Below are 26,157 nucleotides of genomic sequence, written 5' to 3' on the forward strand. Positions count from 1 at the left end.
GGCCGGCGGTCAGGTCGGCTCGCCTTCGGGAGCACGGCGGGCGGGCGCCCGACCGGCTGGTTGGGCGGGTTGCGGGCCCACCGGGCGGGCCGGCGGGATCGGCCGGGTCACCGACTCCAGGCAGGTGATCCGGACCTTCTCGCCGTGGTGCAGCAACTCCAGGGCGTCGTCCGGCTCGCCGTCGCGCAGCGCGTACGTCGCCTCGCGCGGCCGGACGTCGACCCGCAGGTGCACGCCCCGGTAGCGGAGCGAGAACTCCAACCGGTCGATCCGGCTCGGCAGCCGGGGTGTGAAGGAAAGCGTCGAGGTGTGGTCACGCATCCCACCGAACCCGGCCACCAGGGCGATCCAGGCCCCGGCCAGCGAGGCGACGTGCACGCCGTCCCGGGTGTTCTGGTTGAGGTCGTGCAGGTCCATCAGGGCCGCCTCGCCCAGATAGTCGTGCGCGAGTTCGAGGTGCCCGGTCTCGGCGGCCAGCACCGCCTGGGTGCACGCCGACAGCGACGAGTCGCGGACCGTACGCCGCTCGTAGTAGGCGAAGTTGGCAGCCTTCTCCTCGTCGCTGAACGCGTCGCCGCGCCAGTGCATCGCCAGCACCAGGTCGGCCTGCTTGATCACCTGCTTGCGGTACAGGTCGAAGTAGGGATAGTTGAGCAGCAGCGGGTACTGCTCCGGCGGCGTGTTCGCGAAGTCCCACTCCTGATGGCGGGTGAAGCCCTCCACCTGCGGGTGCACGCCCAGCTCCGGGTCGTACGGGATGTGCATGTCGTGCGCGGCGTCCCGCCAGGCGGCCGTCTCCTCGTCGTCGACGCCCAGCTTCCAGGCCTCCTCGCCGTGCCGGGTGGCGGCGTCGGCGGCGGCCAGCAGGTTCCGCTGGGCCATCAGGTTGGTGTAGACGTTGTCGTTCTTCACCGCCGTGTACTCGTCCGGCCCGGTCACCCCGTCCAGGTGGAACCGGCCGTCTCGGTCGTGGTGCCCGAGCGAGCGCCACAGCCGGGCGGTCTCCACCAGCAGTTCCAGCCCGACCTCACGCTCGAACTGCTCGTCGTCGGTGGCCTGCACGTACCGGCGTACCGCGTCGGCGATGTCGGCCGCGATGTGGAACCCGGCGGTGCCGGCCGGCCAGTACGCCGAGGTCTCCTGGCCCCGGATGGTCCGCCACGGGAACGCGGCGCCGCGCAGTCCCAGCGTCCGGGCCCGCTCCTGGGCCAGGTGCAGGGTGGAGTGCCGCCAGCGCAGCGCGGAGGCGACCGCCGACGGCAGGGTGTAGGTCAGCACCGGCAGCACGAAGGTCTCGGTGTCCCAGAACGCGTGCCCGTCGTATCCCGGCCCGGTCAGCCCCTTGGCGGCGATCGGCCGCAGCTCGGCCCGGGCGCCGGCCTGGAGCACGTGGAAGAGTCCGAACCGGACCGCCTGCTGCACCTCCGGGTCGCCCTCGACCCGCACGTCGGAGTCGTCCCAGAAGGTGTCGAGATAGCCGCGCTGCTCGGTGCAGAGCCCGTCCCAGCCGGAGAACTTGGCGCCGGCCAGCGCCGCCGCCACCTGGTCGCGCAGTGCCGGCCGGGACCGGCGGCTCGACCAGCCGTACGCGACGAACTTGACCAGCCGGAGCTGCTCACCTGGCTTGATCCTGGAGGTGACGGTGGTCCGGGCCCAGTCCTCGTACGCCTCGGTGCCGACCAGCTTGCGCTCCGGCCCGTGCACCTCGTGGCTCATCGAGACGGCCACCCGCAGCCCGCTCGCCTTGGTGCGGTGGATCAGCAGCGCCCCGTCGCTGTGCACCAGCTGCTCCTCGGACTGCAACGGCGACTCCAGCACCGCCGCCACCCGGGGATCCCGGCTCTGCGCCGGCAACTGCTCGTTGGCGACCAGTTCCGACTGGATGATCAGCCGCATCGGGCCGTCGACCGGCTCCACCCGGTATTCGATCGCCGCCACCGAGCGCTGGGTGAACGAGACCAGCCGGGTCGAGCAGATCCGCACCGTACGCCCGGCCGGGGAGCGCCACTCGACCGACCGTTGCAGGGTGCCGCCGCGCAGGTCGAGCACCCGCTCGTGGCTGAGCAGTTCGCCGTACCGGACGTCGAAGGGTTCGTCGTCGACGAGCAGCCGGATCGGCTTGCCGTTGGTGACGTTGACGATCGTCTGGCCGGACTCGGGGAAGCCATAGCCCGCCTCGGCGTACGGCAGCGGCCGCAGCTCGTAGAAGGAGTTCAGGTACGTCCCCGGCAGGCCGTGCGGCTCACCCTCGTCCAGGTTGCCGCGCAGCCCGATGTGCCCGTTCGAGAGCGCGAACACCGACTCGGACTGGGCGAGTACGTCCAGGTCGAGCCGGGTCTCCCGGACGTGCCACGGCTCGACGGGATAGGCCCGTTCCCGGATCATCGGCGCCTCCTCGCAGTCACCGGACCACCTCCGGCCCGGCGTCGGCCGTTCCGGCATCGCCGAGGCCGGCGTCCGTCGGATCGGCACGTCCCGGCCGGGTCTGCCCGCCGGGAAGTAGTTCGGAGAGGTCGCGCACCACGATGTCGGCGCCGTGTTCGCGTAACGCGTCGGCCTGGCCAACCCGGTCGACCCCGATCACGAAGCCGAAGTTGCCGGCCCGGCCCGCCGCCACTCCGGCCAGCGCGTCCTCGAAGACCGCGGCCTGGTCGGGGCGGACCCCGAGTAGTTCGGCGCCGGCCAGGAAGGTGTCCGGATGGGGCTTGCCACGCAGCCCGCGCCGCCGGGCGACGACACCGTCCACCCGGGCCTCGACCAGCGGTTCGAGGCCAGCCGCCGCGACCACGTCCCCGGCGTTGGCGCTGGCCGAGACGACGGCCCGGCGCAGCCCGGCGGCCCGCGCGGCATGCAGGTAGTCCACCGATCCCTGGTACGGCAGCACACCGTCGTCGTGGATCCGCTGGAGCAGGACGACGTTCTTGCGGTTGCCCACCCCGTTGACGGTGTCGACGGTCGGCGGGTCGTCCGGCTCGCCCTCCGGCAGGGTGATCTGCCGGGAGGCGAGAAACGTCCGCACCCCGTCGGCCCGGGGACGGCCGTCGACGTACCGGTTGTAGTCGTCGCCGGGGTCGTACGGCCGGAACGGCTCGCCGGTCGCCTCGGACCACCGCCGGAGGAACTCGTCGAAGGTCTCCGCCCAGGCCGCGTTGTGCACCCGGGCGGTCTGGGTCAGCACGCCGTCGAGGTCGAAGAGGCAGGCGGTCACGTGCGCGGGTAGGCCCAACACGCCTAACAACCTAACCGGGAAGGCATCGCGCGGCACGGTTTCCGGTTCGGCCACGCCGATGCGCCGACGGGCTCCGCCCGGCGAGGATGCCGGGCCGAGGGGCTCCGCCCGGCGACCCGCGCCATCCGGGGGGAGCCCGATCGCTCAGCGGTGCTGGGCGTGCCCGTGCCCACCCGGTGGTCGCCCCGGTCGCTGACCCGGCTCGACCACCACGAACTGCCCCATCATGCCCTGGTCCTCGTGCTGGAGCAGGTGGCAGTGGAACATGTACGGCATGTTCGGGTCGGCGTAGTCGGCGAACCGGGTGATGATCCGTAGCGAGTCGACGGTGCTGACCAGCACGGTGTCCTTCCAGCCGGCCAGTTCCGGCGGTGGTTCCCGACCGTCCACCGAGAGCACCTGGAACTGCACGTCGTGCACGTGGAAGCTGTGCGGCGTGGCGTCCTGCTTCTCGATGTCCCAGATCTCGGTGCTGCCCCGGGTGACCGCGAAGTCGATCCGGTCCAGGTCCATGTCCCGACCGTTGATCTCGCGTCCGTTCAGCCGGAACCGGCGGGTCTGCGCGGCCGACGCCGGGTCGAGCCGCTCGACCGGTACCAGCCGGTCCGGCACCTCAGGCGCCGCCGCGAGGCTGCCGGCGGCCCGTAGTTCGAGTACGTCGAAGGTGTCCTCACCGCCGGTGAAGCGGCCGCCGAAGAACTCGACGCCGTGGTTCGGCGGATAGCTGCGCAGCACCACCCGTTCCGCCGGCCGCATCGACACCACCACCTCGGCCCGCTCGCCGGGCGAGAGCCGGATCCGGCCGGTCCGGTGCGGGCGTTCCAGCAGGCCGCCGTCGGTGCCGATCAGGTCGAAGGCGCGGTTGTCGGCGAACCCGAAGTCGTACGTCCGGGCGTTGGAGCCGTTGAGCAGCCGCAGCCGGACCCGTTCGGTGCTGACGTCCAGGTACGGCCCGACGGTCCCGTTGACCAGCAGGGTGTCGCCGAGGATGCCGGTCCCGCCGAGGCTGGAGTTCCCCTCGTCGAGCCGACCGTCGGAAGTGAACTTGCGGTCCTGCACGATCACCGGGATGTCGTCGACGCCGTACCGGCGGGGCAGCGCCAGCCCGGCCGACGGCTCGTCGTCCAGGATGAACATCCCGGACAGTCCCCGGTAGACCTGCTCGGCGGTCTCGCCGTGCGGGTGCGGGTGGTACCAGAGCGTGGCGGCGGGCTGGTCGATCTTCCACTGCGGCGACCAGGTGGCGCCGGGCCGGACCATCTGGTGCGGGCCGCCGTCCATCACTGCCGGCAGGTGCATGCCGTGCCAGTGCACGCTGGTCGGCCGGCCGATCCCGTTGACCACGTTGACCACCACCTGCTCGCCGCGCCTGGCCCGCAGGGTCGGGCCGAGGTAGTCGCCGTTGAAGCCCCAGGTGGCGGTCGAGCCGCCCTGGCCGAAGTCGCGCTGGCCGGGCTGGGCGCGCAGGTCGAAGACCCGGCGCCCCTGGCCGTCGATCCGCGACTGCGCCAGCGGCGGTACGGCGAGCCGGTTGACGAAGTCCACCTCTCCACGGGTGTCGATGACACCCCGGGTCCAGACCCAGGTGCCGACCGCCGTGCCGATCCCACAGAGCAGCAGTACGACCGAGAAGACTCCGAGCAGCACCCGGAGCCACCGCCGCGATCCCCCGCCGGCCATTGCGACACCTCCCTATATCTCAGATGACTACATGTAGCCTTCCTTCATATCGGGGGATCGTCCATGCCAGGCGCCGGAAGTCAGGGACGGTTCAGGGAGACCCGGACGGATCCCTCGGGGGAGCCGGATCCCGGCCAGACGGAGCGACAGATCGGCTGTCGAGGCTGGTCAACCTGCCCGTACCGGAGCCGCGCGGTCAGCGCGGCTTGAGCGTCCAGTGCACGGTCATCTCGGTGGTCGGCACGCCGTCCTCGGTGCCGACCACGACCGACACCGGAAACTCGGGCCGGTTGCCGGCCTCGAACTCGGCCACCACCTCGGCGACCGGGCGGCCCAGCCGCGCGGTCGCCCGGACCGCGCCCATCGCCAGCCGCCGGTAGCGGATCTCCGCCTGGGTGGCCAGTGGTACCGCCCGCTCGAAGAGCTGACCGAAGGCGGCGAGCACCACCGCACCGGAGGCGGTCTCGCCGAGCGTGAACAGCGCACCGGCGTGCGGGCCGCCGACGTGGTTGTGCGTCGGCGGCGAGTCGGGCAGCCGGACGACGGCGCGGATCCCGCCGGCCCCCTCCGGAGTCACCTCGACCAGTTCGAAGCCGAGAGTCCGGGCGAACGGTACGGCCTCGAGCAGGCCGGCGGCGATCTGCCGTACGTCGGGAGCCATGGCCGTACGCTACTCGCTGGTAACTTGTCCCGGCAAGGCCCCGGACGGCCTCAGAAGAGGCTGCCCAGGCTACGCAGGATCTCCGCGTAGAAGTTGCCGTCGATGCTGCGGAAGAACGCGAACGGCTGCTCCGGGTCGCCGAAGAACGGCCGCAGCGTCCACGCCAACTGGGTGCCGACGAACCCGAACAGCAGGATCCAGATGTAGAGCAGGGTCATGCTCGCCGGGCGGGGGCCGCCGGACGGGGACGGCGGCACCCCCGGCCGGCCGATCGGGTACGGCTCCGCCGCGCGGTAGCCGTACTGCCCCGGCACCGGCTGGGCCGGAGCGGGCACCACCTGCGTCGGAGCCGTCTGGACGGGAGCCGCCGGCACGGTAGCCGCCGGCACGGTAGCCGGAGCCGCCGTGGCGACCGCCGGCTGGGCGGGCGTGGCCGGTGCCGGCTGGGCGGGCGTGGCCGGTGCCGGCTCGGTGGGCGTGGCCGGCCCGTCCCCGTTGGCGGTGGTCGCCGGGGCCGGCGTCTCGCCGTTCACCGCGCCGACCGCGACCGGCACCTGCTGCGGCGCCGTCACCGACTGGGGCGCCGCCCAGGGACTGCCCTGAGCGGAGGCGGCCACCGCCGGCTGGCCGGCGCTCACGGCGGCCGGCTGGCCGGTGGGGGTGGGGGCGAGCAGGCCGTGTGCGTTGAGCACCTGCATGCCACCGGTCAGGAAGCGCAGCCCGACCAGGGCCGACAGGGTCAGGATCGCCACGTTGAGCAGCTTGAAGAAGGCGTAGTCCGGTGCGGTGATCAGGAAGAAGAGGCTGATCGGCGCGAACGCCACCGCCAGCATCGAGGTGACCGTGATCGCCACCATCACCATCGAGATGGCCTGCCGCACCGACAGCCGGGCCCCGAAGACCAGGTTGAACAGGTACAGCGTCGGCAGGCAGATGGCCAGCGTGACCAGGAACAGCAGCGGCAGCTTCACCGCCGAGGTCAGGGCCATCAGCACGCTGTGGAAGGCACCGAGCACGGCGCCATAGCAGGCCAACGCGATCGCCGAGCTGGCCAGCATCTGGCCGGTGAGCCCGTTGAGGTCGCGCTCTTCGACGATCTGCTGCCAGACGCTGTGCCGGTCGCGGAGGATCCGCTCGATCACGAACAGGCCGGGTCGTTCCTGTGACACGAACGGCTCTCCTAACGGGACCACCAGGGATGGAGGAATCGACAGACGCTAAGGGACGGGAAGCGGTCAGCGCCACCCCACGTCGATCCGGTCGCCGCGCTCGTCGAAGAAGTGCACCGCGTCCATGCGTACCGAGACGGCCATCGGGTGGCCGGAGGTGACCGCCGGATACGGCGCCAGCCGCACCGCCAGCTCGGCGGGGCGGCGGTGGTGCCGACCCGGGTCCAGCACGCTGTCCCGGGCACCTCGGGCCGCCGGGGCCGGCTGAGCCGACCCGACGGCGCGCCCGGTCAGCCGCTGCATCACCTGGCCGAGCCGCCGGAGCCCCCGGCCCCCTCCGGCCGGACGCTCGTCGGTCACCGGGCCGCCCAGGTCGTCGACGACGATCGCGGTCGCCCCGATGTCGAGGAACGCCAGCGACTCGTGCCCGTGGTGCTCCAGGTATCGGATGCGTCCCTGCAACACGTCGCCGGGAGAGTCCGGAGCCACCGGGGTCAGCGCCTCGGCCCGCATCCCGACCACGATCCGCTCGCCGTGGTAGTGCGCCACCGCCCGGGCCCGGATGTCGTCCCAGGGCAGATAGAGCGCCTGCTCGCCGAGGTTGAGCGTGACGTACCGGTCGAGGTGCACGTAGACGGTCGCCTCCAGCAGGTTCATCCGGGGGCTGCCCAGGAACGCGGCGACGTAGAGGGTGGCCGGCCGGCCGTACACCTGGGTCGGGGTCCCGACGTCCTGGAGGACCCCCTTGCGCATGATCGCCACCCGGTCCGCCATGGTCAGCGCCTCGGCCTGGTCGTGGGTGACGTAGATGGTGCTCACCCCGAGCTCGCGGACCAGTCCGGAGATCTCGGCCCGCAGCTCGGCCCGCAGGCCGCTGTCCAGGTTGGAGAGCGGCTCGTCCATCAGGAACAGCCCGGGTCGCCGGACGATGGCCCGGCCCATCGCCACCCGCTGCCGCTGCCCGCCGGAGAGTTGGCTGGGCTTGCGGCCGAGTACGTCGGCGATGCCGAGCGCACTCGCCACGTCGGCCACCCGCTCACCGCGCGGCCCTTCCTCCACGCCGGAGAGCCGGAGCGGGAAGGCAATGTTCGCTCCCACCGACATATGCGGATACAGCGCAAAATCCTGGAAGACCATGGCAATTCCGCGATCCCGCGGCGGCAGGTCGTTCGCCAGTTCGCCGTCGAGCAGCACGGCGCCGGTGGTCGGGTCCTCCAGACCGGCGACCATCCTGAGCACGGTGGACTTTCCGCAGCCCGAAGGGCCGAGCAGCACCATGAACTCGCCGTCGTTGACGTCGAGACTGACGTTGTCGACCGCCACTGTCCCATCCGGGAATACCTTCGTGACGTCTTTGAGCGCGACGGTAGTCACCGTCACCTCCCCGCAGCGTTATGGCCGGCCCCGGGAATGACTGTGACGAGGATCATCACAGAAGCCCATCGGGTAAACGTGCCATGTTCACGTTGTGACATGACGGTTACCAGACTCGATTCGACCTCTGCTGATGCAACTTCCACCGACTGCTCGGCGGCACCGGCTCGGTGCCGGAGGTGCCGAATTCACCGTGCCGGGGCAGCCCGGTCCACTGCACGCCGCTGTCCCGCAGGAAGTACTCCAATCCGGGGTCCCAGGTGTGTCCCGCCGGCCGGCGCTGATAGACGTAGCCGAGCGGATGGGTCCGGTAGACCAGCCCACCCGCCCGGCGGACCCGGTCGATCAGGCCCCGGTCGACCGCACTCGGCACCGGGCGCCAACCACCGACCTCGGCCAGGTCGCCCCGACCGATCAGGATCGTGCCGCCGGCGACGACCGGGGCGAAGCTCTCCGGCGCCCCCGCGTCCCGCCGTACGGTGGTGTCCAGCGCACCGAGATAGACGAACTCGGCCGCCTTGCCGACCATCGTCGCGCCGGAGTGGTGCCGGGCGAGGACGAGATCCCAGACGTGCTCCGGCCCGTACGTGTCGTCGTCGTCGAACTTCGTCACCAGGGTGCCCCGGGCCCGGGCGGTGGCCGCGACCAGCGCCTCGCCGAAACTCTGCCCGGCCGGCACCTCGACGACCTCGACCGGCCGCCCGCAGTCGGCCAGCCGCTGGCGCAGCTCGACCGGCAGCCCCACGCCGTGCAGGCAGAGCACGATCTCCAGCTCCGGATAGCTCTGCGCCGCCACCGCCGCGACCGCGTCGAGGACGTGCTCCAGCCGACGGGTCACCAGCAGCACCGAGACCGGCGGCAACGCGCCGAGGCCGGCAAAGGTGGCCGCCGCCAGCCGGGGCAGCGCGAAGCCCCGGGCGTGCCGGCGCAGTACCGCCCGGCGCTGGCGTACCGCCCGGGCCTCCCACTCCAGGTCGGTCTCCGGGTCGGGCCGGCCGGTCGGGCGGTCCGGCAGCGGGGCACGGAAGAGTTCGACCACCTCGTCGGCCAACTGCGCCCGGCAGGAGACCGGCAGGCCGGGTGCCCGGACCAGTACGCCGGCCAGCGCGAGGTGCAGCAGCAGGGCGGCCTCGGCCCGGGGCCGCAGCCCGGGCACCGCGCAGTCGAGCAGCCCGATCCCGGCCAGCGCCGACCGGGTCCGCTCGGTCAGCCACGGCCGGTCGAGCCGACCCTCACAGTCCAGCCCGTCCGGTCCCCGGATCCGCCAACTCCCGCCGTCCGGCCCCGGGGAGAAGTTCAGCTCGGCCCGGGGCGCGTCCGGCCCGAACGGCCCGTACCGGCCGACCGGGACGGCGTGTTCGGCGTCGAGCAGTACCGGCCCGGTCCGGCCGCCGTCCTCGGTGTCCGGCACGCCCAACCGGTCGACGGTCAGCCGGGCCCGGTACGCCGTACCGGCCGGGTCCCCGGCCACCGACGGGCTGGCGCCGTCCGGCCGGAGCACCAGGTCGTACGGCCGGACGGCCGGGTTGCCGGGCAGTTCCCCCGCGACGACGGCGAGGGTGGGTCCGGCGCCCAGCCAGCCGGGGAAGACATCCTGGGCGGTCACCTCCGGGCTGCCCGGGGTCGGCAGTGGACGGATCGGGGTGAGCAGCGGCAGCACGGCGGCCAGCACCGAGCGGAGCGGTACGGACCAGCGCAGCTCGATCTCGGCCGCCACCCGGCCCCGGTCGTGCCGGGGCAGCGTGATCCGCTGGGCGAGCAGGTGCGGCACCGGCCCCAGCCGGCCGGACCAGCCGCGCTGCGGGATCTCCCAGTCCTGCACGACGATGCTGATCCGGCGTACCCGAGTCAGCCCGACCGGGTGGTCGAGCAGGTGCCGCAGCCAGGTCACGGACCGGGCGGCGACGGCCATCCGGCCGACGAACATCCGGTGCCAGGCCGGTCCGGCACCGGCCGCCCGGTCCGCCGCCGGGCCCTGCCGGGGCACCCGGCTCGACGCGGGCGGGCCGGGTATCTCGGTCAGCCGGGAGCCGAGCGTGACCAGCGGCCACCGTCGCCGGCCGTCGGGTTCGCCGACGGCCACCCGCCAGCGGAGGTACTTCTCCGGGTCGTCCCTGCCTGGCACGCCGATCCCTTCGTCGGCCGACCACCGACGCCAACCTACGTGGCGCTATCGCGAAGGCACTTACGGTAGTCGACCGCGCGACTGATTTCGACCGAAACCCGCCACGCGGCGCGCAGATATCAGCTCTCGGCAACCGGATAGTTACACTGTGCCGCGTGTCCAGCCCTGCCCGGGCCACCACGGCCCATCCCCCGGTCCGGTTGTTCCGGAACGACTGGAGTCGACTCACCCCACCCGAGCTGGACGGCTGGCAGCCGACCCGGTCGGTTTCGCTGATCATCCCGGCCCACGACTGCCAGCCCTCCCTCGACCTCACCCTGGCCGCGTTGCGCGCCCAGACGTACCCGTCGGGGTTGCTGGAGGTGGTGGTGGTCGACGACGGCAGCGACCCGCCGCTGGTCCTGCCCCGGATCCGCCCCGACAACTGCCGGCTGCTCCGGGTCGCCGACCACGCGAGCGGCTGGGGCCGGTCGACCGCGCTGCACGTCGGCGCGGAGCAGAGCGAGGGCGAGATCCTGCACTGGCTCGACGCCGACATGGTGGTCTTCCCGGAGCATGTGGCGGCGCAGGCCCGCTGGCAACACGTCAGCGACGAGGTGGTCACCCTCGGCTACAAGCGCTTCGTCGACGCCGACTGGCCCACCCCGGAACAGGTCGCCGAGAGCTGCGCGGCCGGCACCGCCGACCGGCTCTTCCGGCTCGACGACTCCGAGCCGCACGAGTACGTCGAACGCCTCATCGACGACACCGACCAGCTCCGCGGCGGTGACCACCTGAACTTCCGGGCGCACGTCGGCGCCACCGCCGCACTGGCCCGCAGCCTCTATGCCGAGACCGGGGGGCTCAACCCCGACCTGCGGCTCGGCGAGGACACCGAGTTCGGCTACCGGCTGGCCCAGGCGGGTGCGGTCTTCGTGCCCGAGCCGCGGGCCCGGAGCTGGCACCTCGGGCGGTCCCACATGATGGCCCGGGGCGAGGCGTTGCGCCGGTACAACCGGCCGTTCCTGGCCGACCTGATGCCGCAGCCCCGCTACCTGCGCTCCGCCGCGCACCGGAGCTGGGCCGTACCGCTGGTGGTGGCGGTGGTCCGGGCCGACGGGCCGTACGAGATGGTCCGCACCTGCGTCGACCGGCTGCTCGCCGGCGACCAGACCGACCTGCGGGTGGCGCTGGTGGCGGACTGGGCCGAACTCACCGATCACCGCCGCTCGGTACTGGCCGACCCGCTGCTGGACCTGCGACTGCTCGCCGCGACGTACCGTTCCGAGCCCCGGGTGGAGTTGGCCGGGCAGCCCCCGACGACCGCGTACCCGGCGCCGTACCTGCTGGAACTCGGGTCGCACCTGGGAGTGGACGCGGACACCGTACGCCGGCTGGTGACGGCCGCCGACCAGTGGCAGGTCGGTCTGGTCCGGCTGCTGCCGATCGGGGCGACGGCACCGGACGACGGGCTGTCGCTCTGGCGCACCTCCGCGCTCAGCCGCGCCTTCCGGGTACGCCGGCCCGACGAGTCCCTGGACGAGGTGGTCGCCGAGGTGGCCGGGCGGCGCTGGGTCAGCGGCGACGACTTCGGGGTGATCGACCTGCGGCTGCTGCCGGAGAACAAGTGGTCCTCGCCCCGGCCCCGGCTGGTGGTCCGGCCGGACAAGCGGGCCCGGCGGGCGGCACTGGCCGGGGTGGAGACGATCCCGGTCGGCGGGATCCGGTCGCTCGCCTCCGCCACCCGGTTCGTCGCCGGCCGGTACGCCGGACTCGCCGCCGACCGGGTCCGACAGCGGGTACGCCGCCCGTCCGCGGTCGACCGATGATCCGCCGTCGTACACATGTTCTATCCACAGGCTGTGGACAGAACATGTGTACGAACGACAGGTGACCGGGCTGAACGCCTACCAGGGCACCGGGCCGCCCTCGCCGAAGAACCCGGCGGTGGGTCCGTCGGCGTCGAGCGTGGCCAGCCGCACCACGGCGGCGGCGCCCTGCGCCGTGCTGAGGTACCCGGTGTGGTTGTTGATGTCCGTGTCGACGAAGCCGGGGTCGGCGGCGTTGACCAGGATGCCGTCCTTCCGCAGCTCGTTCGCGTACTGCACGGTCAGCGCGTTCAGCGCGGACTTGGAGGGCGAGTACGCGGCGGACGCCAGCAGCCCGGCGAGCGGGCCGTCCGGGTCGCTGGCGAGGGTCAGCGACCCGGCGGCACTGCTGACGTTGACGATGCGCGGCGCCGGCGACCGCCGCAGCAGCGGGAGCAGGGCGTTGGTCACCGCGATGACCCCGAAGACATTCGTCCCGAAGACCGCCCGGACCATGTCCAGGTCGACGGAGCTCGGGACCTGGTCATGGGCGTCCTCGGGCGAGACCTGCCCGGAACCGGTGATGGCGGCGTTGTTGATCAGGACGTCAAGGTGGCCGAAGCGCTCCTCGACCCACCTCGCGGCCGCGCGGACGGTGGCCGGGTCGGTGACGTCCAGGATGACCGCGTGCGCGTCGCCGCCCGCCCTGCGCACCGCCGCGGCGGCCTCCTCGCCACGTCGCGGATTCCTGGCGCCGATCAGGACCGTCATGCCCAGCGCGGCGAGCTGCTCGGCGGTCGCGCGGCCGATCCCCTTGTTCGCCCCGGTGATCAGCGCGACCTTCTGGTGTGTGGTGTGCTCGTTCATGCCCAAGCTCCTGTCCGAGAGGCTGTCTCGCCCGAGACGAGACAGCCCGGCCGTTCCGTGACATGTCACAGAACCGGCGGGCTGTCTCGTCTTGAGTAGCGGATACCGGGACGGATGTCGGGAAGGTGCTGGTCATGAGGGTGTTCGTGGCGGGCGGGGCCGGGGTGTTGGGGCGGCGGCCGGTGCCGCCGCTGGACCCGACGAGTACAGGCGGGCGCGGCTTCTCCACCGCCAAGGCCACCCGGGAGCTCGGCTGGCGGCTGCGCTGCCCCTCCTGGCGGCAGGGCTTCAAGGAGGAGCTGGCGTGACCCGGGCCGAGGAGTTCGAGGAGCTGCGGCCGCTGCTGTTCTCGATCGCCTACCGGATTCTCGGCAGCGTGAGCGAGGCCGAGGACGCGGTCCAGGAGACCTGGCTGCGCTACGCGGGCTCCTCGACACAACCCAGGTCGGCCAAGGCGTTCCTGTCGGCCACGGTGTCCCGGATCGCGATCGACGTGCTGCGCTCGGCGCGGGTACGGCGGGAGGAGTACGCCGGGCAGTGGTTCCCGGAGCCACTGCTGACCGACCCGTACGAGGACCCGGAGCGGTCGGCGGAGCTGGCCGACTCGGTGTCGATGGCGGCCCTGTTGCTGCTGGAGCGGCTCAGCCCGCTCGAACGGGCGGTCTTCGTACTGCGGGAGGTCTTCGGGTTCGACTTCCGCGAGATCGCCTCGGCGGTGCGCCGTTCCGAGGCGGCGTGCCGCCAGCTCGCGGTGCGGGCGCGCCGGCACATGGACGCGGGCCGGCCCCGCTTCGAGGCCGACCGAGGGGAGCGTGAGGAGCTCGCCGGGCGATTCTTCGACGCCTTCCGGGAGGGGGACCTGGATGGGCTGCGGGAGTTGCTCGCCGCCGACGCGCAGATGACCGGCGACAGCGGGGGCAAGGCCCCGCTGTGGGGCAAGGGCGTCTTCGGCGCCGAGAACGTCGCCCGGTTGCTGGCCGCGACCATCGCGCCGTTCTTCCGGATCGGCGGGGTCATGGAATCACACGAGGTGAACGGCGAGCCAGGCGCGATCTTCCGGGACCGGGACGGCAGGGTCGTCAACACCTGCGCGCTCGACATCCTCGACGGGCGGATCCAGGCGATCCGTGTGGTGCTCAACCCCGACAAGCTCGGACACCTGGGCCCGGTGGCGGACGCTTGGGACGTGGTTCGCGAGGTGAACCAGGCCCGCCGGAAGATGGACTGACCGGCAGAGTCGCCAGCACAGCCCTCGTCGGCCCGGGTCGCCGTGCGCGGCCACCGCGGCGGCCGCGCACGGCGACCCGGCGGCCGCGCACGGCCACTCCACAACGGCGCAGAGCGCCGGCCCGGACGGGCGGCCGCGTCGTGCGGTACCCGACCCGGACCGCGTCGCCACCGCTCAGCCCGAGGTCGGGGCGGCGTCGAAGAGCGCCGAGTACATCTCGACCAGCATGCTCCGGCCCTTGATCCCGGCGGCTGCCTCCGGGCCCTTGACGCCGTCGGGCATCTGCCCGGCGCCGCCCTCCGGGCCGAGCGGCACGACGATCACCGGCGGCATCGGCTGGTAGTCGGCGGGCTCGCCCTCCCCGGTGATCATGGCGCGGATGTTCGCCGCGATCAGCTTGCCCTGCATGCCCGCCCGACCGGCCATGTTGAGGTCGGCGTCGGCCATGTCGCCGATCGCGAAGACCCGGTCCTGGCCGGCGACCCGCAACTGGCCGTCGACCCGCAGGTAGCCCCGCTCGTCGCGGGCCTGGGCGAGCGCGCCGCGCAGGTAGCCGGTGGCCGGGCTGACCCCGAAGCAGCGGTACCAGACGTCGGCGGTCAGCTCGTCGCCGTCTCCGGTGCGGACCGAGATCGCAGCCCGGGTGGCCGGTTCGGCGGTCGGCAGGTCCAGCGGGCTGCCGAGCCGCAGCTCGACGCCGAGTTTGTCGAGCTGGCGGTGCAGCTCCTCGCGGAGTTCCGGCGCGTACGGCCCGGGGAGGATGTCGGGGGCGACGTCCGCGACGGTCACATGCTTCTCCGGGAAGTACGCCTTGATCTCGCCGGCCAGTTCCAGCCCGGATGGGCCGGCACCGACCAGCAGCACCCGCTCGGCGTCGCGCAGCACCCCGTGCGCGTTCCGGATCCGGTCCCGCGTGGTGGCCAGGTCGGGCTCGTCCACCTTCGCCGGGAACGGGTACGACGATCCGGTCGCCAGCACCAGGTAGTCCGGGGTGAGGCGCTCGCCGGAGTCGAGGATGACCTCCCGGCCGTCGGCCGCCACCACCCGGTCCCGGACGAAGCGCCCACGCTTGAGCAGGTGCTCGTAGGGGAAGAAGATCCGGTCCAGCCATTCCGGCTCGACCAGCGCCCGCCAGGCCGCCACGTTGTGCGTGAACGCCTCGGTCGGGTCGACCAGGGTCACCTCGGCGACGTCGTCCAGCGCCTTCGCCGCGTTGATCCCGGCATATCCGCCACCCACCACCAGCACGCTCGGCCGCGGGTCAGTCTGCTCGCTCATTGTGCTCCCAGGAAGAGTTAGAAGTTGCGCTTCATATGCTAGCCGCTTCTGAAATGCTAGCGCCATCGGAAGCGATAGTATTCCGGTATGCCGCCAACCAGGCAGACCCCCGAGGTACCCAGCCCGGAGCGCTGTGCCCGCGCGGACGCGGCGCTGGCCCGGGCCTTCGCGGTGCTCGGCAAGCGGTGGACCGCACCGGTGCTCGGCAGCCTGCGCTCCGGCCCGGCCGGCTTCCGCGAGGTCTCCCGGGCCGTGGGCAAGGTCAGCGACTCGGTGCTCTCCGACCGGCTGGCCGAACTGACCGAACACGGCCTGATCGTCCGGACCGTCCAGGAGGGGCCGCCGATCGCGGTCTCCTACCGGTTGACCGAACGGGGTCAGGCGCTGATGCCCGCCCTGGAGCAGATCTCCCGCTGGGCCGCCCAGCACCTGCCCGGCGACGACGACTCCGGGTCCTAGGCCGGTCCCGCGTCCCGCCTGGAGTCGGGCTCGCCGAGGAGGACCTGCCGGACCACCCGCTCGGCCGCCCGGCCGTCGTCCAGCGCACAGAAGCGGCGCCGGAAACGTTCCCGGGCCAGGGTGGCCGGCACGCCCTCCACCGCACCGGTCCGGAACGCCGTCAGCAGCTCCGGAAACTCCGTCACCGCCACCCCCGGCGCCTCGGCGCGCACGTCCAGATAGACCCCGCGCTCGCGCCGGTACTCGGCCCAGTCCGGTGCGTAGACCACGATCGGCCGGTCCAGCGTGGCGTAGTCGAACATCGCGGACGAGTAGTCGGTGACCAGTACGTCGGCGGCGAGGTAGAGGTCCTCCACCGAGGGATGGTCCGTGACGTCCCGTACCCGGTCCGGCCCGGCCGGCGTCGTAGGCCCGCCGGTCGGCAGCACCGCCGCACCGGTCGGGGTGCCGACGGCGGCCGGGGTTTCCGGGGCGGGGCAGGCGTCCGGGTCGAGATAGTGGCCCCGGACCAGCAGCCGGCCCGCCGGACCGAGTACCTCCAGCAGCGCACCGGGGTCGAACGGTGGTGAGTACCCCGGCCGGTGCTCCCGGTGGGTCGGCGCGTACAGCACCACCCGCTCGCCGGGGCGGATGCCGAGCCGGCGCCGGACGGCCTCGACCTCGGCGGGCCCGGCGTTCACCAGCCGGTCGTTACGCGGATAGCCGACCTCCAGGGTCCGGTACTCCGCCGGATAGGCCCGTTCCCACATCTGGGTGGAGAAGGTGTTGGCGCTGAGGCTGTAGTCCCAGCGGTCGATCCGGCGCAGCAGTCCGGGGAAGTCCAGCCCGGCCGCGCCGCGCGGATAGCGCTGCTGGTCCAGCCCCATCACCTTCACCGGGGTGCCGTGGTGGGTCTGCAGGTGCACCGAGCCGGGCCGCTTGACCACGTAGTCCGGGAAGTTCACGTTGTTGACCAGCCACCTCGCCCGGGCCAGCGCCCGGAAGTACGGCCGGGTGCCGGGCACCACGTACGGCACCCCGGGCGGCAGGCTGGAGACCAGGTCCCGGCGTACCACCCAGACGCCCCGGATCCACGGGGCCAGCTCGCGGGCCTTCTCGTAGACCGCCGCCGGATTGCAGGCGTAGCCGCGGTACCAATAGGCGGCGTAGAGCGCCAGCGCCGGATCGAGCGGACGGCGCAACTGCGCGTGGTAGTACACCCGGAGCAGCCCGTCCCGGATCAGCCGGGCGGCCCCGGGCAGCACGGCCGGCAGCCGGGCCGACCCGGCCGGGGACGCCGGGCGGCGCGAGCGCGACGACGGCAGCGACGGCAGCGACCGGTCGGCCAGTCGCCGGACCCCGCCCCGCCGGGAGTGGTGCAGCGCGCGCAGCACCGCGTACGTCCGCCAGTGGCCGCCGGCCACCAGCCGGTGCTTCAGCCCGTCGACCCCGCCCGGCAGCCGGTAACCGCCCGGCGGCAGCCAGCGCCGGTAGTCCGCCACCACCTGGTCGAAGAAGCTCCGGCGCAGTTCCGGGGAGAGCCGCCGCCCGTTGCCCAGCACGATCAGGTAGTGCCAGATCATCCGCTCGAAGATCAGGGGCCGGAGGTCGTCGTATTCCGGCCCCCAGCGCGCCATCAGCTCGAAGACCCGGTGCCAGTGCGGAAACACCTCGAAGTGCCGGTCGTCCCGGGTCCGGGTGATGGCCCCGGAGCGCCGCTGCCGGTAGTTGACGCAGACCGCGTCCAGCACGCTGATCCGGCCGGCGGCGAGCAGCACCGGATAGCTGAACGACACGTCCTCGTACCAGCCGGGGCCGAACCGCAGGTCGGAGTCGACCAGGAAACGGCGGCGTACCACCTTGTTCCAGGCGGTGTGCAGCAGGTCGAGCACCTCCGGCCGGTCCCGGACGGCGAAGACCTCCGCGCCGGAGTCCGGCACCGTCCGGTCCAGGCCGCTGCCGAGCGTCCGGTGGTTCCAGTACGCCCGCACGTGATCGACGAGCAGCACCTCCGGCCCGACCCGGCGCAGCCGTTCCGCCACCGCCGGAAGGCAGCCGTCGACCAGCCAGTCGTCGCTGTCCAGGAACCAGACGTACTCGCCGGTGGCCAGGTCGAGGCCGATGTTGCGGGCCTCGCCCAGCCCGACGTTCCGGTCCAGGGTCACCACCCGGACCCGGTCGTCCCGGGCGGCGTACTCGGCGATGATCTCGCCGCAGCTGTCCGGCGAGCAGTCGTCGACCACCACCACCTCGACGTCGGCCACCGGCTGGTCCAGGATCGAGTCGAGGCACTCCCGCAGGTAGCCCTGCACCCGGTAGACCGGTACGACAAAACTGATCAGCGCCATCGGCGCCGTACCCCCGCTGGCAGCGTCATCCGTCCCTTTCCGCCGCGCCGCCCGGGCAGGTGCCCGGTCATCCCGCCGGCGGCGTCATCCGTCCCACTCCCGCCGCTCCGGCGTACCGGTCCGGTCCGGTCGCCCCGGGGTCGCGGCGTGGCCCTCCCCCGCCCCGGCGGTCGCGAACGTGTCGGAGGCGGCGGGGTGGCCACCGGACCCGACGGCGGCGTCGGCCGGCTGTCGTGGCGCGGGAATGTCCCTGGGTACCCAGCCACGGAGCGCGTTCACTACGAAAATCGCCGATAGGTAGCCGGTGAGCACCAGCAGCGCCACCCGGCCGGCGACCGGGCCGGCGAGTACGGCGACGGCGAGCAGGATCAACCGGCCGTCCCAGCCCAGGCCGAGCGCGTGCATCAGCGGCGCGCGCTCCCGCTTCTCCAGCCGGGCGGTGAGGTCGTAGTGCCGCAGCGCCAGCACGAAGAGCAGCGCGAAGATCACCGCACCGTCCGCCCGTACCAGCAGCCCGGCCCCGATCACCAGCAGGTACTCCGCGGCCCGCAGCGCGGCCGGCACCAGCCAGTCCAGCGCACCGCCGTGCGGTGTCGCCGCCGGCAGCCCGGCGACCAGCACGACCAGCACCGCGAGCGGCACCAGCCAGCGCGCCGGCCCGGTGCCGAGCCCGGCCAGGCCGGCGCCGAGCAGGGCCAGCCCGGCCGCCACCCCGAGCAGGGCCAGCGGCAGCGGCCCGGGCAGCCCGGCACTCCTGCCGAGCGCGGCGAGCCAGCGCACCGCCGGCCCGTCGTCGCGGTGCAGGGTGGTGTCGACCCCGGTCAGCACCGCCACCCGCATCGACCGGGCCCGCAGGGTACGCAGCGCCAGCGTGTACAGCGCCGCCAGCCCGCCCCAGACCAGTACCGCGACCAGGCTGACCAGCGGATTGAAGATCGCCACGGTCAGCGCGATCAGGGCCCACCGCTCGCCGATCGGAAAGACCACGGTGCGCTTCGCCCAGTACGTCAGCGAGCCGGTGTCGGCCTGGACCCGGTTCGACGCCTGGCTGAGCCGGTCGCCGAGCCCGCCCGAGCCGGTCTGCTTGGGCCGCTTGGCCGCCTCGTCGTGCAGCGCGCCGTACCAGGTGTCGGTCATGTGCCGGACGGTCTGCAGGGTGATCGCGGCGATCGCGAGCGCCCAGCCGGGGCCGCCGGCCCGTTCGACCCCGATGCCGAGGCCGGCGTAGACCAGGTATTCCTTGGCCCGGTCGGCGATGGTGTCCAGCCAGCCGCCCCACGGGCTGAAGTGCCGGGTGTACCGGGCCAACTGCCCGTCCACGCAGTCGAGCACGAAGCCGAGGTAGAGCAGGATCGCCCCGCCGACCAGGGCCGGCCGGCCGCCGACGGCGAAGAGCACCGCCGCCGCCAGCGCGAAGGCGACCGAGATCGCGGTGACCCCGGTCGGGGTGAGCCGGAGCCGGGCACAGAGCTTGGTCACCTTCGGCGACCAGGTGCTGACGAAGTAGGTGGTGAAGAAGTCGTCCTTCTCCTTGACCGAGAGCCGCAGCTCGGCCCGGTCGGAGTCGACCGCCGCCACCGCCGCCTCGGCCTCGGCCAGCGCCGCCGGATCGGCGACCCGGCGGGCGACGAGCAGGCGTGCCCGGTGGGCGAAGATGGTGATGCCGGTGCCGGATACCGGTCCGGGGCGGGTCAGCGCGGCGAGCAGCCGGTCCAGCAGCGGGACCGGATCGGCGGGCGCCTCGGCGACGGCCCGGGCCGCGGCGACGTTGCCGTCGGGCAGGTCGGCGACAGCCCGGGCCGCGGCGACCAGGGCGGGCAGGTCGGACACGCCGACGCGTACCGCTCCGCCGGAGGCACCGGTCGGCGCGGCGGTCAGCGTCCCGACGGAGCCGGCCTCCCCGGCCGGGCCGGCGGCGACCACCTGGTTGCGGTCCTCGACCACGCCGACCGGGCCGGCGCCCGGCTCGGGCAGCACCAGGGCGACCGTGCCGGGCATCGGACTGCTGGCCAGGTGCCGGAGTACGGCGGTGTGCGCGACCAGGTCGCCGGAGCAGAGCAGTACCGGTTCCCGGGCGGTGCCGGCGAGCACGGCGACCTCGCCCGGATCGTCGGTGCTGACCACGTCCCGGGCGCCGGCCGCGCGCAACTGCTCCCGGAGTGCGGCGGCCAGCGGCATGCCGTCTGGACGGGTCAGCGGCGTACCCGGCCGGGTGGGGGTGAGCAGGATCGCCAGCATCACGGCCTGACCACGTCGTGGTATGCGTCAAGAGCCTCGCGTATGGTGCCGTCCACCCGCAATCGTCCTCCGTCGAAGTAGAGTCCCCGGCTACAGAACCGGGTGAGATCGTTTTCGTTGTGCGAGACCAGCATCACGGTACGGCCCTCGGCGATCAGCCGGTCGATGGTGTCGTAGCACTTCTTCCGGAAGTCGGCGTCACCGACCGCCGTCACCTCGTCCATCAGCAGCACCGGGTGCTGGAGCTGGGCGATCACCGAGAAGCCCAGCCGCACCTTCATCCCGGACGAGTAGTGCCGGACCGGCGTGTCGATGGCCTTCGCGATCTGTTCGCCGGCGAACTCGATGATCTCGTCGAAGTGCCGACGCAGGAAGCTCGGGCTGAGCCCGTGCAGCGAGCCGACCAGGTGGACGTTCTCCCGCCCGGTCAGGTCGTTGGAGAAGCCGGCGGAGAGTTCCAGCAGCGGTGCGACCGCGCCGCCGACCCGGATCCGCCCCTCGTCGGGGATCAGCACCCCGGCGATCAGCCGGAGCAGGGTGCTCTTGCCGGTGCCGTTGCGGCCGATGATCCCGACGGTGTCGCCGGGCGCCACCGAGAACGAGACGTTGCGCAGCGGCCAGAAGACCCCGGCGGCGGGCTGCCGGCCGCCCCGGTGGATGAACATCTCCCGCAGCCGCAGGTTGCGTCGCCGGTTCCGGACGAACCGGATCCCCAGCTCCTCCGCCTGCACCATCGCCCCGGCCACTACAGCTCCTTCAGGACGGCGGGTTCGAGGCGGCGGAACACCCACCAGCCGGCGAGCAGCACGAGCAGGCTGCCACCGACCGCCACCCCGAGCAGCCGGGCGTCGGGGAACTCGTCCGGGTACCAGACCGCGTGGTGGAGCTGGAAGATCCCGACCAGCGGGTTCAGCTCGTACACGATCTTGACCCAGTCCGGCAGCGAGGAGTCCCGGACCAGGGTGAGCGGGTAGATGATCGGGGTGGCGTAGAAGAGCACCCGGGTGACCAGCCGCATCAGCCGCTCGATGTCCCGCATCAGCACGTTCAGCGAGGAGAGCAGCAGCGCGATCCCGACCAGCAGGGTCGCCTGGATCAGCACCGCCAGCGGCAGCGCCAGCAGCGACCAGCTGAACTCGATCCGGTCGAGCGAGGCGTAGACGATAGCGACGGCGACCAGGATCGGCAGCCCGGCGAGGTACTCGGCGAACCGGCCGGCGACCCGGCCGATCGGGAAGACCTCCCGGGGCAGGTTCATCGTGGTGATCAACCGGGCCTGCCCGGTGAGCGCGGCGGTCGCCTCGCCGATCGCCGAACTGGTCCACATCCAGGCGAAGATGCCGGTGATCAGGAAGAGCGGGTACGAGTCGGCGGCGTCACCGAGGTGCCGGTCGGTGGCCGACCGGTAGAGCACCCCGAAGACGAAGAAGTAGATGACGCCCATGCCGAGCGGCTCGATCAGCGACCAGAGGTAGCCCAGCACCGACTGCTGGTATTTCACCGCCAGGTCCCGCCGGACGAGCAGCCGCAGCGTGTTGCGGTGCGACCACACCGCCACCACGCCAGACGTCACAGCCGCCTCCCGCTCGTCACGGTCCGATCAGTCGAGCCCGACATAGGGTAGCAGTCGGGAAAATCGCCCCAAATAAGGATCGACCCGGCCACGGCATCTTCCCGGACAACATGCCAACGCTACCCGACGGCCGTCCGCACGCCACCTCGGAGACGCCCGCCGTACACCGGACGGCCGGCTGCTACCAACCCGGCGGCCGAGCAGCCACCTGGGAGCCGGTCAGCCGGCGACTCAGCACTCGATGACGTTGACCGCGAGCCCGCCCCGGGCGGTCTCCTTGTACTTGACCTTCATGTCCGCGCCGGTCTCCCGCATCGTCTTGATCACCTTGTCCAGCGAGACGGCGTGCTTCCCGTCGCCGCGCAGCGCCAGCCGGGCCGCCGTGATCGCCTTGATGCTGGCCACCGCGTTCCGCTCGATGCAGGGGATCTGCACCAGGCCACCGACCGGATCGCAGGTCAGCCCCAGGTTGTGCTCCATGCCGATCTCGGCGGCGTTCTCCACCTGGGCCGGCGTACCGCCCAGCGCCTCGGCCAGCCCGGCGGCCGCCATCGAGCAGGCGGAGCCGACCTCGCCCTGGCAGCCGACCTCGGCGCCGGAGATCGAGGCGTTCTCCTTGAACAGCACGCCGATCGCGGCGGCGGCGAGCAGGAAGCGCAGTACGCCCTCCTCGGACGCCCCCGGCACGAACCGGGTGTAGTAGTGCAGCACCGCCGGGATGATTCCGGCCGCACCGTTCGTCGGGGCGGTCACCACCCGGCCGCCGGCCGCGTTCTCCTCGTTGACCGCGAGCGCGAAGAGCGTCACCCAGTCCATCACCCGCAGCGGGTCGGCCGAACCGGGGTCCGCCTCCAGGCTCCGCCGCAGCTCGGCGGCGCGGCGCCGGACCCGCAACCCGCCCGGCAGCGTCCCGTCCCGCCGGCTGCCCCGGTCGACGCACTCCCGCATCACCCGCCAGATCTCCAGCAGGCCGGCGCGGATCTCCGACTCGCTCCGCCACGACCGCTCGTTGGCGAGCATGATCCCGCTGATCGGCAGCCCGGTCTCGGCGGTCAGGGCCAGCAACTCGGCCCCGGTGCCGAAGGGGTGCCGGACCCGGGTGCTGTCCGGCTTGATCCGGTCCGCGCCGGTCGCGGTCTCGTCCACCACGAACCCGCCGCCCACCGAGTAGTAGGTCCGGGCCCGCAGCGGTCCACCCGCCGGGTCGTACGCGGTGAAGGTCATCCCGTTCGGATGGAACGGCAACGACCGGCGGCGGTGCAGCACCAGGTCCCGGTCCGCGTCGAAGTCCACCTCGTGCGCACCGAGTACGCCCAGCCGGCCACTGGCCCGGATCCCGGCAACGGTCTCGGCGACCCGGTCCGGGTCGACCGTCTCCGGCGCCTCCCCGAGCAGCCCCAGCAGTACGGCCGGCCCACTGCCGTGCCCGTGCCCGGTGGCACCGAGCGAGCCGAAGAGTTCGGCGCGTATCCGGGCGGTCTCCGCGAGCAGCCCGTCGGCCTTGAGCCCGGCCGCGAAGGTCCGGGCGGCCCGCATCGGACCGACGGTGTGCGAACTGGACGGCCCGATCCCGACCGTGAACAGGTCGAAAGCGCTGATCATCGAAACTCCTCCCGGGCCGGCCCCGTTGCCGACCCCTGGCCCCCGGGCGGTCGCCGCTGTTCCCCAAGCATGCCCCTGAGCTGCCGGTCCGCGAGCCTACCCGGCCCCGGCCCGGGCCGCGTGGGTCACCCGGGGCCGGCGGGCGGGACAGCCTGCGGAGACCCCCCGCCCCCGGTCGCCGGCACCGGGCCCGGGTGTCCGCCGGCCCCGCCCGGGTAAGTACCTACGGGTACCTGGTGTCCGGATCCGCCTGGAGACCGAGGGCGGCGCAGCCCCCCGTTCCTACCGTGGAATCAGCCGCCCGTTCCACCGTTACCAGAGGAGACGTCGATGAGCCGCAAGCTCACCCGCCCCCGGGACAACCGCATGATCGCCGGTGTCTGCGCCGGCCTGGCCCGCCGCTTCGGCATGTCCGCCGGAATGATGCGGCTGCTCTTCATCCTCTCGCTGCTGCTGCCCGGCACGCAGGTGGTGATCTACCTGGCGCTCTGGATCATCATGCCGAACGAGGACCGCCACTACGTCGCGGCGCACTGACCCGGCAGCACCGGCCCGGCTCAGCCGCGCCGGTGCTGCCGGCCGGGCGGTCAGCCCCGCCGACGCTGCCGGCCGGGCAGGTCGGCCGGACCGCTGCCCAGGCCCAGCCGCTGTTCCGTGATGCGTCGCCGGATGCCACCGGCGGTCGCCTCGACCTCGTCGGCGAGTAGGGCGGACCGGTATCGGCTCCGCCGACGCAGCACGGCCAGCAGCCCGGCCTGGATGCCGAGGACCACCACCGCGAACCCGGTGACGACCGCGGCGATCCGCCCCGGCCGGTCGTACCGGGAGGCGAGGGCGACCCCGACGGCTCCGACGGTGAGCGCACTCCACCCGCCGAGTCCCACGGCGACCACCAGATGGTCGCGCAGCCACCGCCGCAGCCCGCGGTCGCGTCGGGCGTGCAGCGCCGGCACCGTCTCGTCGGAGAGTTTCGTCACCAGCGCGCCGAGCCGGTCGAGATCCCCGGCCGGCATCCCGGCGAGCCGTTCCGCCTCGGCGCGTACCCGCCGAAGCACGTAGCGGACCTTTACCCGGTCCTCGACCGGTATCGACTCCGGCGGCCACGCCTGCGCGAAATCGGCCTGGCGTACCGCCCGGACACCGGCCCAGATGACCATGGCCAGCGGCAGCGGCAGCGCCATCAGCAGGCCCAGGTATGCCAGCGGGGAGTCACCGTCCCCGGTGACGATGTTGATGCCGTACCCGCTGGTGGCCGCGACGATCACGGCGGCGGCCGGCCCCCGGACGTGGGTGAGGTAGACGTCCTGCCGGGCCCCCTCGACCAGCCGGTCGAGGGGGCCGACCCAGTTCCGCAGCAGGTGTACGACCAGGTTGGCGACGAGGACGACCGCCATGACCAGGATGGACCAGATCGCGGCCCCGAACAGCAGTGGTGGCTCGTCGGCCGACGGTGCCGCCGGCACGCTCAGGGCCGCGGCGGTCACGGCTGGACGTAGGTGATGGTCACCTGCTCGTAGCCGAGTGACCGGAGCATCTGGTCCAGCATCTTCCGGGTGTTCTCCTGGGCGCGCTCGCCGAGCCCGCTGCTCTTGGCCGCGTCGGCGATCTTCTGCTCGGCCTTGAGATAGACCTCGCGCTGCCGGTTCGGGTCGCTGCCGAAGACCTCGCCGAGCTGGCTGAGGATGCCGCGCTTCTCGGCGAAGACGTAGCTCCGGTCCAGGTCGAGGTTGACCTGACCGAGCTGCGGCGCCGGCAGCTTGATCTCCACCGACTTCCGGTCGGCGGAGACCACCACCGCGTCGTCGCGGAGCGCTCCGAAGTCGACGTACGCGTCGACGGTGCCGGCCCCGACGAAGAGGGTGCGCTCACCGAGCAGGAAGTCCGGAACGTACTTCCGGTTGCGTTCCAGGTCGACGACGACCTCGAAGTTGCCCTCGGCCGCGACGTACCGGCTGAGGTCCTGGATCGACTTCAGCAGCGGCGGTTGGCTGCGGTCGGTCTCCTCCTTGGCGAACGGGTTGCGCCAGTCCGGCAGGATCCCGCTGACCTGCACGCCGAGCACCAGCACGGCGACCACGCCGATGATGCCGACCAGGACGAACAGGCCACGGCCCCACCGGCTGCCGCCGGTCGGCTCCAGTTCGGACCGGTCCGGCCGGGCCTCGTCTGCGTCGAGCGGCCGGGTGCCGTCCGCCGTGCCGTCGGACCAGGGGTCGGCCGGGTCGGGCGGGGTGGCCTGCCCCTTCGCATAGCCGGGGAACTCACGCGTGGGCTGGTTGACATCGCCTTCTCGGGACATCCGCCCTCACCGTCCTTTTCGAGGAGCACCTGAGGAAAACGGTACGGCCCCGGTACGACAGCCGCGAGTCGAGCCGGACCGACCCGGACCGGCCTCGCGTTTGCCCAGCTCAGGACGGCAACACCGGCAGCGGCGGGACAGCCGGAGGTAGGCTCGCCGTGGCGGTCGTGACTGGCGTCGGGTGGAGCACCACCGGGAAGCGACCGCCGGGCTCGACTCCGTCGCCGTACGCCTGGGTGCCGGGGCTTTCCACGTCGAGAG

General features: G+C 72.7%; 21 protein-coding genes and 1 riboswitch. Of the genes, 5 read left to right on the forward strand and 16 right to left on the reverse strand.

Features of this window, described 5'->3' with window-relative positions; all coding sequences use genetic code 11:
- Positions 1–9: 9 nt before the first annotated feature.
- The 7 genes from ACSMXO_RS39755 to ACSMXO_RS39785 all read right to left on the reverse strand — a co-directional run bounded on the left by ACSMXO_RS39755 (position 10) and on the right by ACSMXO_RS39785 (position 10,238).
- Complete coding sequence (locus tag ACSMXO_RS39755; protein ID WP_346257185.1) at positions 10–2,385, reverse strand: glycoside hydrolase family 65 protein; 2,376 nt, start codon at positions 2,383–2,385, stop codon at positions 10–12.
- Positions 2,386–2,401: 16 nt separating this feature from the next.
- The gene (locus ACSMXO_RS39760) at positions 2,402–3,229 is read right to left on the reverse strand and encodes an HAD family hydrolase (protein WP_346257184.1); all 828 of its coding nucleotides are present in this window, start codon (positions 3,227–3,229) and stop codon (positions 2,402–2,404) included.
- Between the two features lie 144 nt (positions 3,230–3,373).
- Complete coding sequence (locus ACSMXO_RS39765; protein WP_455415892.1) at positions 3,374–4,909, reverse strand: multicopper oxidase family protein; 1,536 nt, start codon at positions 4,907–4,909, stop codon at positions 3,374–3,376.
- A gap of 196 nt (positions 4,910–5,105) precedes the next feature.
- Positions 5,106–5,570, reverse strand: coding sequence for a DUF4442 domain-containing protein (locus ACSMXO_RS39770; protein ID WP_455415893.1), 465 nt, complete (start codon positions 5,568–5,570; stop codon positions 5,106–5,108).
- A 50-nt stretch (positions 5,571–5,620) separates the two neighbouring features.
- A complete protein-coding gene (locus tag ACSMXO_RS39775) occupies positions 5,621–6,739 on the reverse strand; it encodes a hypothetical protein (RefSeq protein ID WP_455415894.1) in 1,119 nt (372 codons plus the stop codon).
- A gap of 66 nt (positions 6,740–6,805) precedes the next feature.
- Positions 6,806–8,113, reverse strand: coding sequence for an ABC transporter ATP-binding protein (locus tag ACSMXO_RS39780; protein ID WP_346257180.1), 1,308 nt, complete (start codon positions 8,111–8,113; stop codon positions 6,806–6,808).
- Between the two features lie 106 nt (positions 8,114–8,219).
- Complete coding sequence (locus ACSMXO_RS39785) at positions 8,220–10,238, reverse strand: glycosyltransferase (RefSeq protein WP_455415895.1); 2,019 nt, start codon at positions 10,236–10,238, stop codon at positions 8,220–8,222.
- Between the two features lie 155 nt (positions 10,239–10,393).
- Between ACSMXO_RS39785 and ACSMXO_RS39790 the strand changes: the two genes are divergently transcribed.
- The gene (locus ACSMXO_RS39790) at positions 10,394–12,046 is read left to right on the forward strand and encodes a glycosyltransferase (protein ID WP_455415896.1); all 1,653 of its coding nucleotides are present in this window, start codon (positions 10,394–10,396) and stop codon (positions 12,044–12,046) included.
- A 78-nt stretch (positions 12,047–12,124) separates the two neighbouring features.
- Here ACSMXO_RS39790 and ACSMXO_RS39795 read toward each other — a convergent pair whose 3' ends face one another.
- Entirely contained in the window at positions 12,125–12,892 is a 768-nt protein-coding gene (locus ACSMXO_RS39795; protein ID WP_455415897.1) for an SDR family oxidoreductase, read from the reverse strand.
- Between the two features lie 134 nt (positions 12,893–13,026).
- On the opposite strand from ACSMXO_RS39795, the gene ACSMXO_RS39800 reads away from it, so the two are divergent.
- Both ACSMXO_RS39800 and ACSMXO_RS39805 read left to right on the forward strand, forming a co-directional pair.
- The gene (locus ACSMXO_RS39800; RefSeq protein ID WP_455415898.1) at positions 13,027–13,200 is read left to right on the forward strand and encodes a hypothetical protein; all 174 of its coding nucleotides are present in this window, start codon (positions 13,027–13,029) and stop codon (positions 13,198–13,200) included.
- Positions 13,197–14,120, forward strand: coding sequence for an RNA polymerase sigma-70 factor (locus ACSMXO_RS39805; protein ID WP_346257175.1), 924 nt, complete (start codon positions 13,197–13,199; stop codon positions 14,118–14,120). Before ACSMXO_RS39800 ends, ACSMXO_RS39805 begins: the two co-directional genes overlap by 4 nt.
- 174 nt (positions 14,121–14,294) lie before the next feature.
- Here the strand turns inward: ACSMXO_RS39805 and ACSMXO_RS39810 are convergent, their stop codons facing one another.
- Positions 14,295–15,398, reverse strand: coding sequence for an NAD(P)/FAD-dependent oxidoreductase (locus tag ACSMXO_RS39810; protein ID WP_346257174.1), 1,104 nt, complete (start codon positions 15,396–15,398; stop codon positions 14,295–14,297).
- Between the two features lie 87 nt (positions 15,399–15,485).
- Here ACSMXO_RS39810 and ACSMXO_RS39815 point away from each other — a divergent pair, with 87 nt between their 5' ends.
- Complete coding sequence (locus tag ACSMXO_RS39815; protein WP_346257173.1) at positions 15,486–15,857, forward strand: winged helix-turn-helix transcriptional regulator; 372 nt, start codon at positions 15,486–15,488, stop codon at positions 15,855–15,857.
- Here ACSMXO_RS39815 and ACSMXO_RS39820 read toward each other — a convergent pair.
- From ACSMXO_RS39820 to ACSMXO_RS39840, 5 genes are all read right to left on the reverse strand, one after another.
- A complete protein-coding gene (locus ACSMXO_RS39820) occupies positions 15,854–18,184 on the reverse strand; it encodes a bifunctional glycosyltransferase/CDP-glycerol:glycerophosphate glycerophosphotransferase (RefSeq protein WP_455415899.1) in 2,331 nt (776 codons plus the stop codon). The two genes, ACSMXO_RS39815 and ACSMXO_RS39820, sit on opposite strands and share 4 nt — an antisense overlap.
- A gap of 84 nt (positions 18,185–18,268) precedes the next feature.
- Positions 18,269–20,422: a DUF5941 domain-containing protein gene (locus tag ACSMXO_RS39825; protein WP_455419415.1), complete on the reverse strand. Its 2,154-nt coding sequence runs from the start codon at positions 20,420–20,422 to the stop codon at positions 18,269–18,271.
- Positions 20,422–21,156, reverse strand: coding sequence for an ABC transporter ATP-binding protein (locus tag ACSMXO_RS39830; protein ID WP_455419416.1), 735 nt, complete (start codon positions 21,154–21,156; stop codon positions 20,422–20,424). The genes ACSMXO_RS39825 and ACSMXO_RS39830 overlap by 1 nt, the downstream gene beginning before the upstream one ends.
- Before the next feature lie 11 nt (positions 21,157–21,167).
- The gene (locus tag ACSMXO_RS39835) at positions 21,168–21,995 is read right to left on the reverse strand and encodes an ABC transporter permease (RefSeq protein WP_455415900.1); all 828 of its coding nucleotides are present in this window, start codon (positions 21,993–21,995) and stop codon (positions 21,168–21,170) included.
- Between the two features lie 231 nt (positions 21,996–22,226).
- Positions 22,227–23,597, reverse strand: a complete 1,371-nt coding sequence (locus tag ACSMXO_RS39840; RefSeq protein WP_346257169.1) for an L-serine ammonia-lyase — start codon at positions 23,595–23,597, stop codon at positions 22,227–22,229.
- Positions 23,598–23,927: 330 nt separating this feature from the next.
- Between ACSMXO_RS39840 and ACSMXO_RS39845 the strand changes: the two genes are divergently transcribed.
- Entirely contained in the window at positions 23,928–24,134 is a 207-nt protein-coding gene (locus ACSMXO_RS39845) for a PspC domain-containing protein (protein WP_331205850.1), read from the forward strand.
- A 50-nt stretch (positions 24,135–24,184) separates the two neighbouring features.
- On the opposite strand, the gene ACSMXO_RS39850 is transcribed toward ACSMXO_RS39845, so the two are convergent.
- Both ACSMXO_RS39850 and ACSMXO_RS39855 read right to left on the reverse strand, forming a co-directional pair.
- Complete coding sequence (locus ACSMXO_RS39850) at positions 24,185–25,081, reverse strand: hypothetical protein (protein WP_455415901.1); 897 nt, start codon at positions 25,079–25,081, stop codon at positions 24,185–24,187.
- Positions 25,078–25,896, reverse strand: a complete 819-nt coding sequence (locus tag ACSMXO_RS39855; RefSeq protein ID WP_455415902.1) for a DUF4230 domain-containing protein — start codon at positions 25,894–25,896, stop codon at positions 25,078–25,080. Before ACSMXO_RS39855 ends, ACSMXO_RS39850 begins: the two co-directional genes overlap by 4 nt.
- Positions 25,897–26,053: 157 nt before the next feature.
- Positions 26,054–26,141, forward strand: a riboswitch (ZMP/ZTP riboswitch).
- The last annotated feature ends 16 nt before the right edge of the window (positions 26,142–26,157 follow it).

It is taken from the genome of Plantactinospora sp. DSM 117369 (genome assembly GCF_053764795.1).

What these genes read in the sequence shown, in the direction of transcription:
- ACSMXO_RS39820 (WP_455415899.1), bottom strand. Translation starts at nt 18,184, where the DNA reads ATGGCGCTGATCAGTTTTGTCGTACCGGTCTACCGGGTGCAGGGCTAC.
- ACSMXO_RS39825 (WP_455419415.1), bottom strand. Translation starts at nt 20,422, where the DNA reads ATGCTGGCGATCCTGCTCACCCCCACCCGGCCGGGTACGCCGCTGACC.
- ACSMXO_RS39830 (WP_455419416.1), bottom strand. Translation starts at nt 21,156, where the DNA reads ATGGTGCAGGCGGAGGAGCTGGGGATCCGGTTCGTCCGGAACCGGCGA.
- ACSMXO_RS39765 (WP_455415892.1), bottom strand. Translation starts at nt 4,909, where the DNA reads ATGGCCGGCGGGGGATCGCGGCGGTGGCTCCGGGTGCTGCTCGGAGTC.
- ACSMXO_RS39810 (WP_346257174.1), bottom strand. Translation starts at nt 15,398, where the DNA reads ATGAGCGAGCAGACTGACCCGCGGCCGAGCGTGCTGGTGGTGGGTGGC.
- ACSMXO_RS39840 (WP_346257169.1), bottom strand. Translation starts at nt 23,597, where the DNA reads ATGATCAGCGCTTTCGACCTGTTCACGGTCGGGATCGGGCCGTCCAGT.
- ACSMXO_RS39845 (WP_331205850.1), top strand. Translation starts at nt 23,928, where the DNA reads ATGAGCCGCAAGCTCACCCGCCCCCGGGACAACCGCATGATCGCCGGT.
- ACSMXO_RS39770 (WP_455415893.1), bottom strand. Translation starts at nt 5,570, where the DNA reads ATGGCTCCCGACGTACGGCAGATCGCCGCCGGCCTGCTCGAGGCCGTA.
- ACSMXO_RS39800 (WP_455415898.1), top strand. Translation starts at nt 13,027, where the DNA reads ATGAGGGTGTTCGTGGCGGGCGGGGCCGGGGTGTTGGGGCGGCGGCCG.
- ACSMXO_RS39855 (WP_455415902.1), bottom strand. Translation starts at nt 25,896, where the DNA reads ATGTCCCGAGAAGGCGATGTCAACCAGCCCACGCGTGAGTTCCCCGGC.
- ACSMXO_RS39815 (WP_346257173.1), top strand. Translation starts at nt 15,486, where the DNA reads ATGCCGCCAACCAGGCAGACCCCCGAGGTACCCAGCCCGGAGCGCTGT.
- ACSMXO_RS39795 (WP_455415897.1), bottom strand. Translation starts at nt 12,892, where the DNA reads ATGAACGAGCACACCACACACCAGAAGGTCGCGCTGATCACCGGGGCG.
- ACSMXO_RS39755 (WP_346257185.1), bottom strand. Translation starts at nt 2,385, where the DNA reads ATGATCCGGGAACGGGCCTATCCCGTCGAGCCGTGGCACGTCCGGGAG.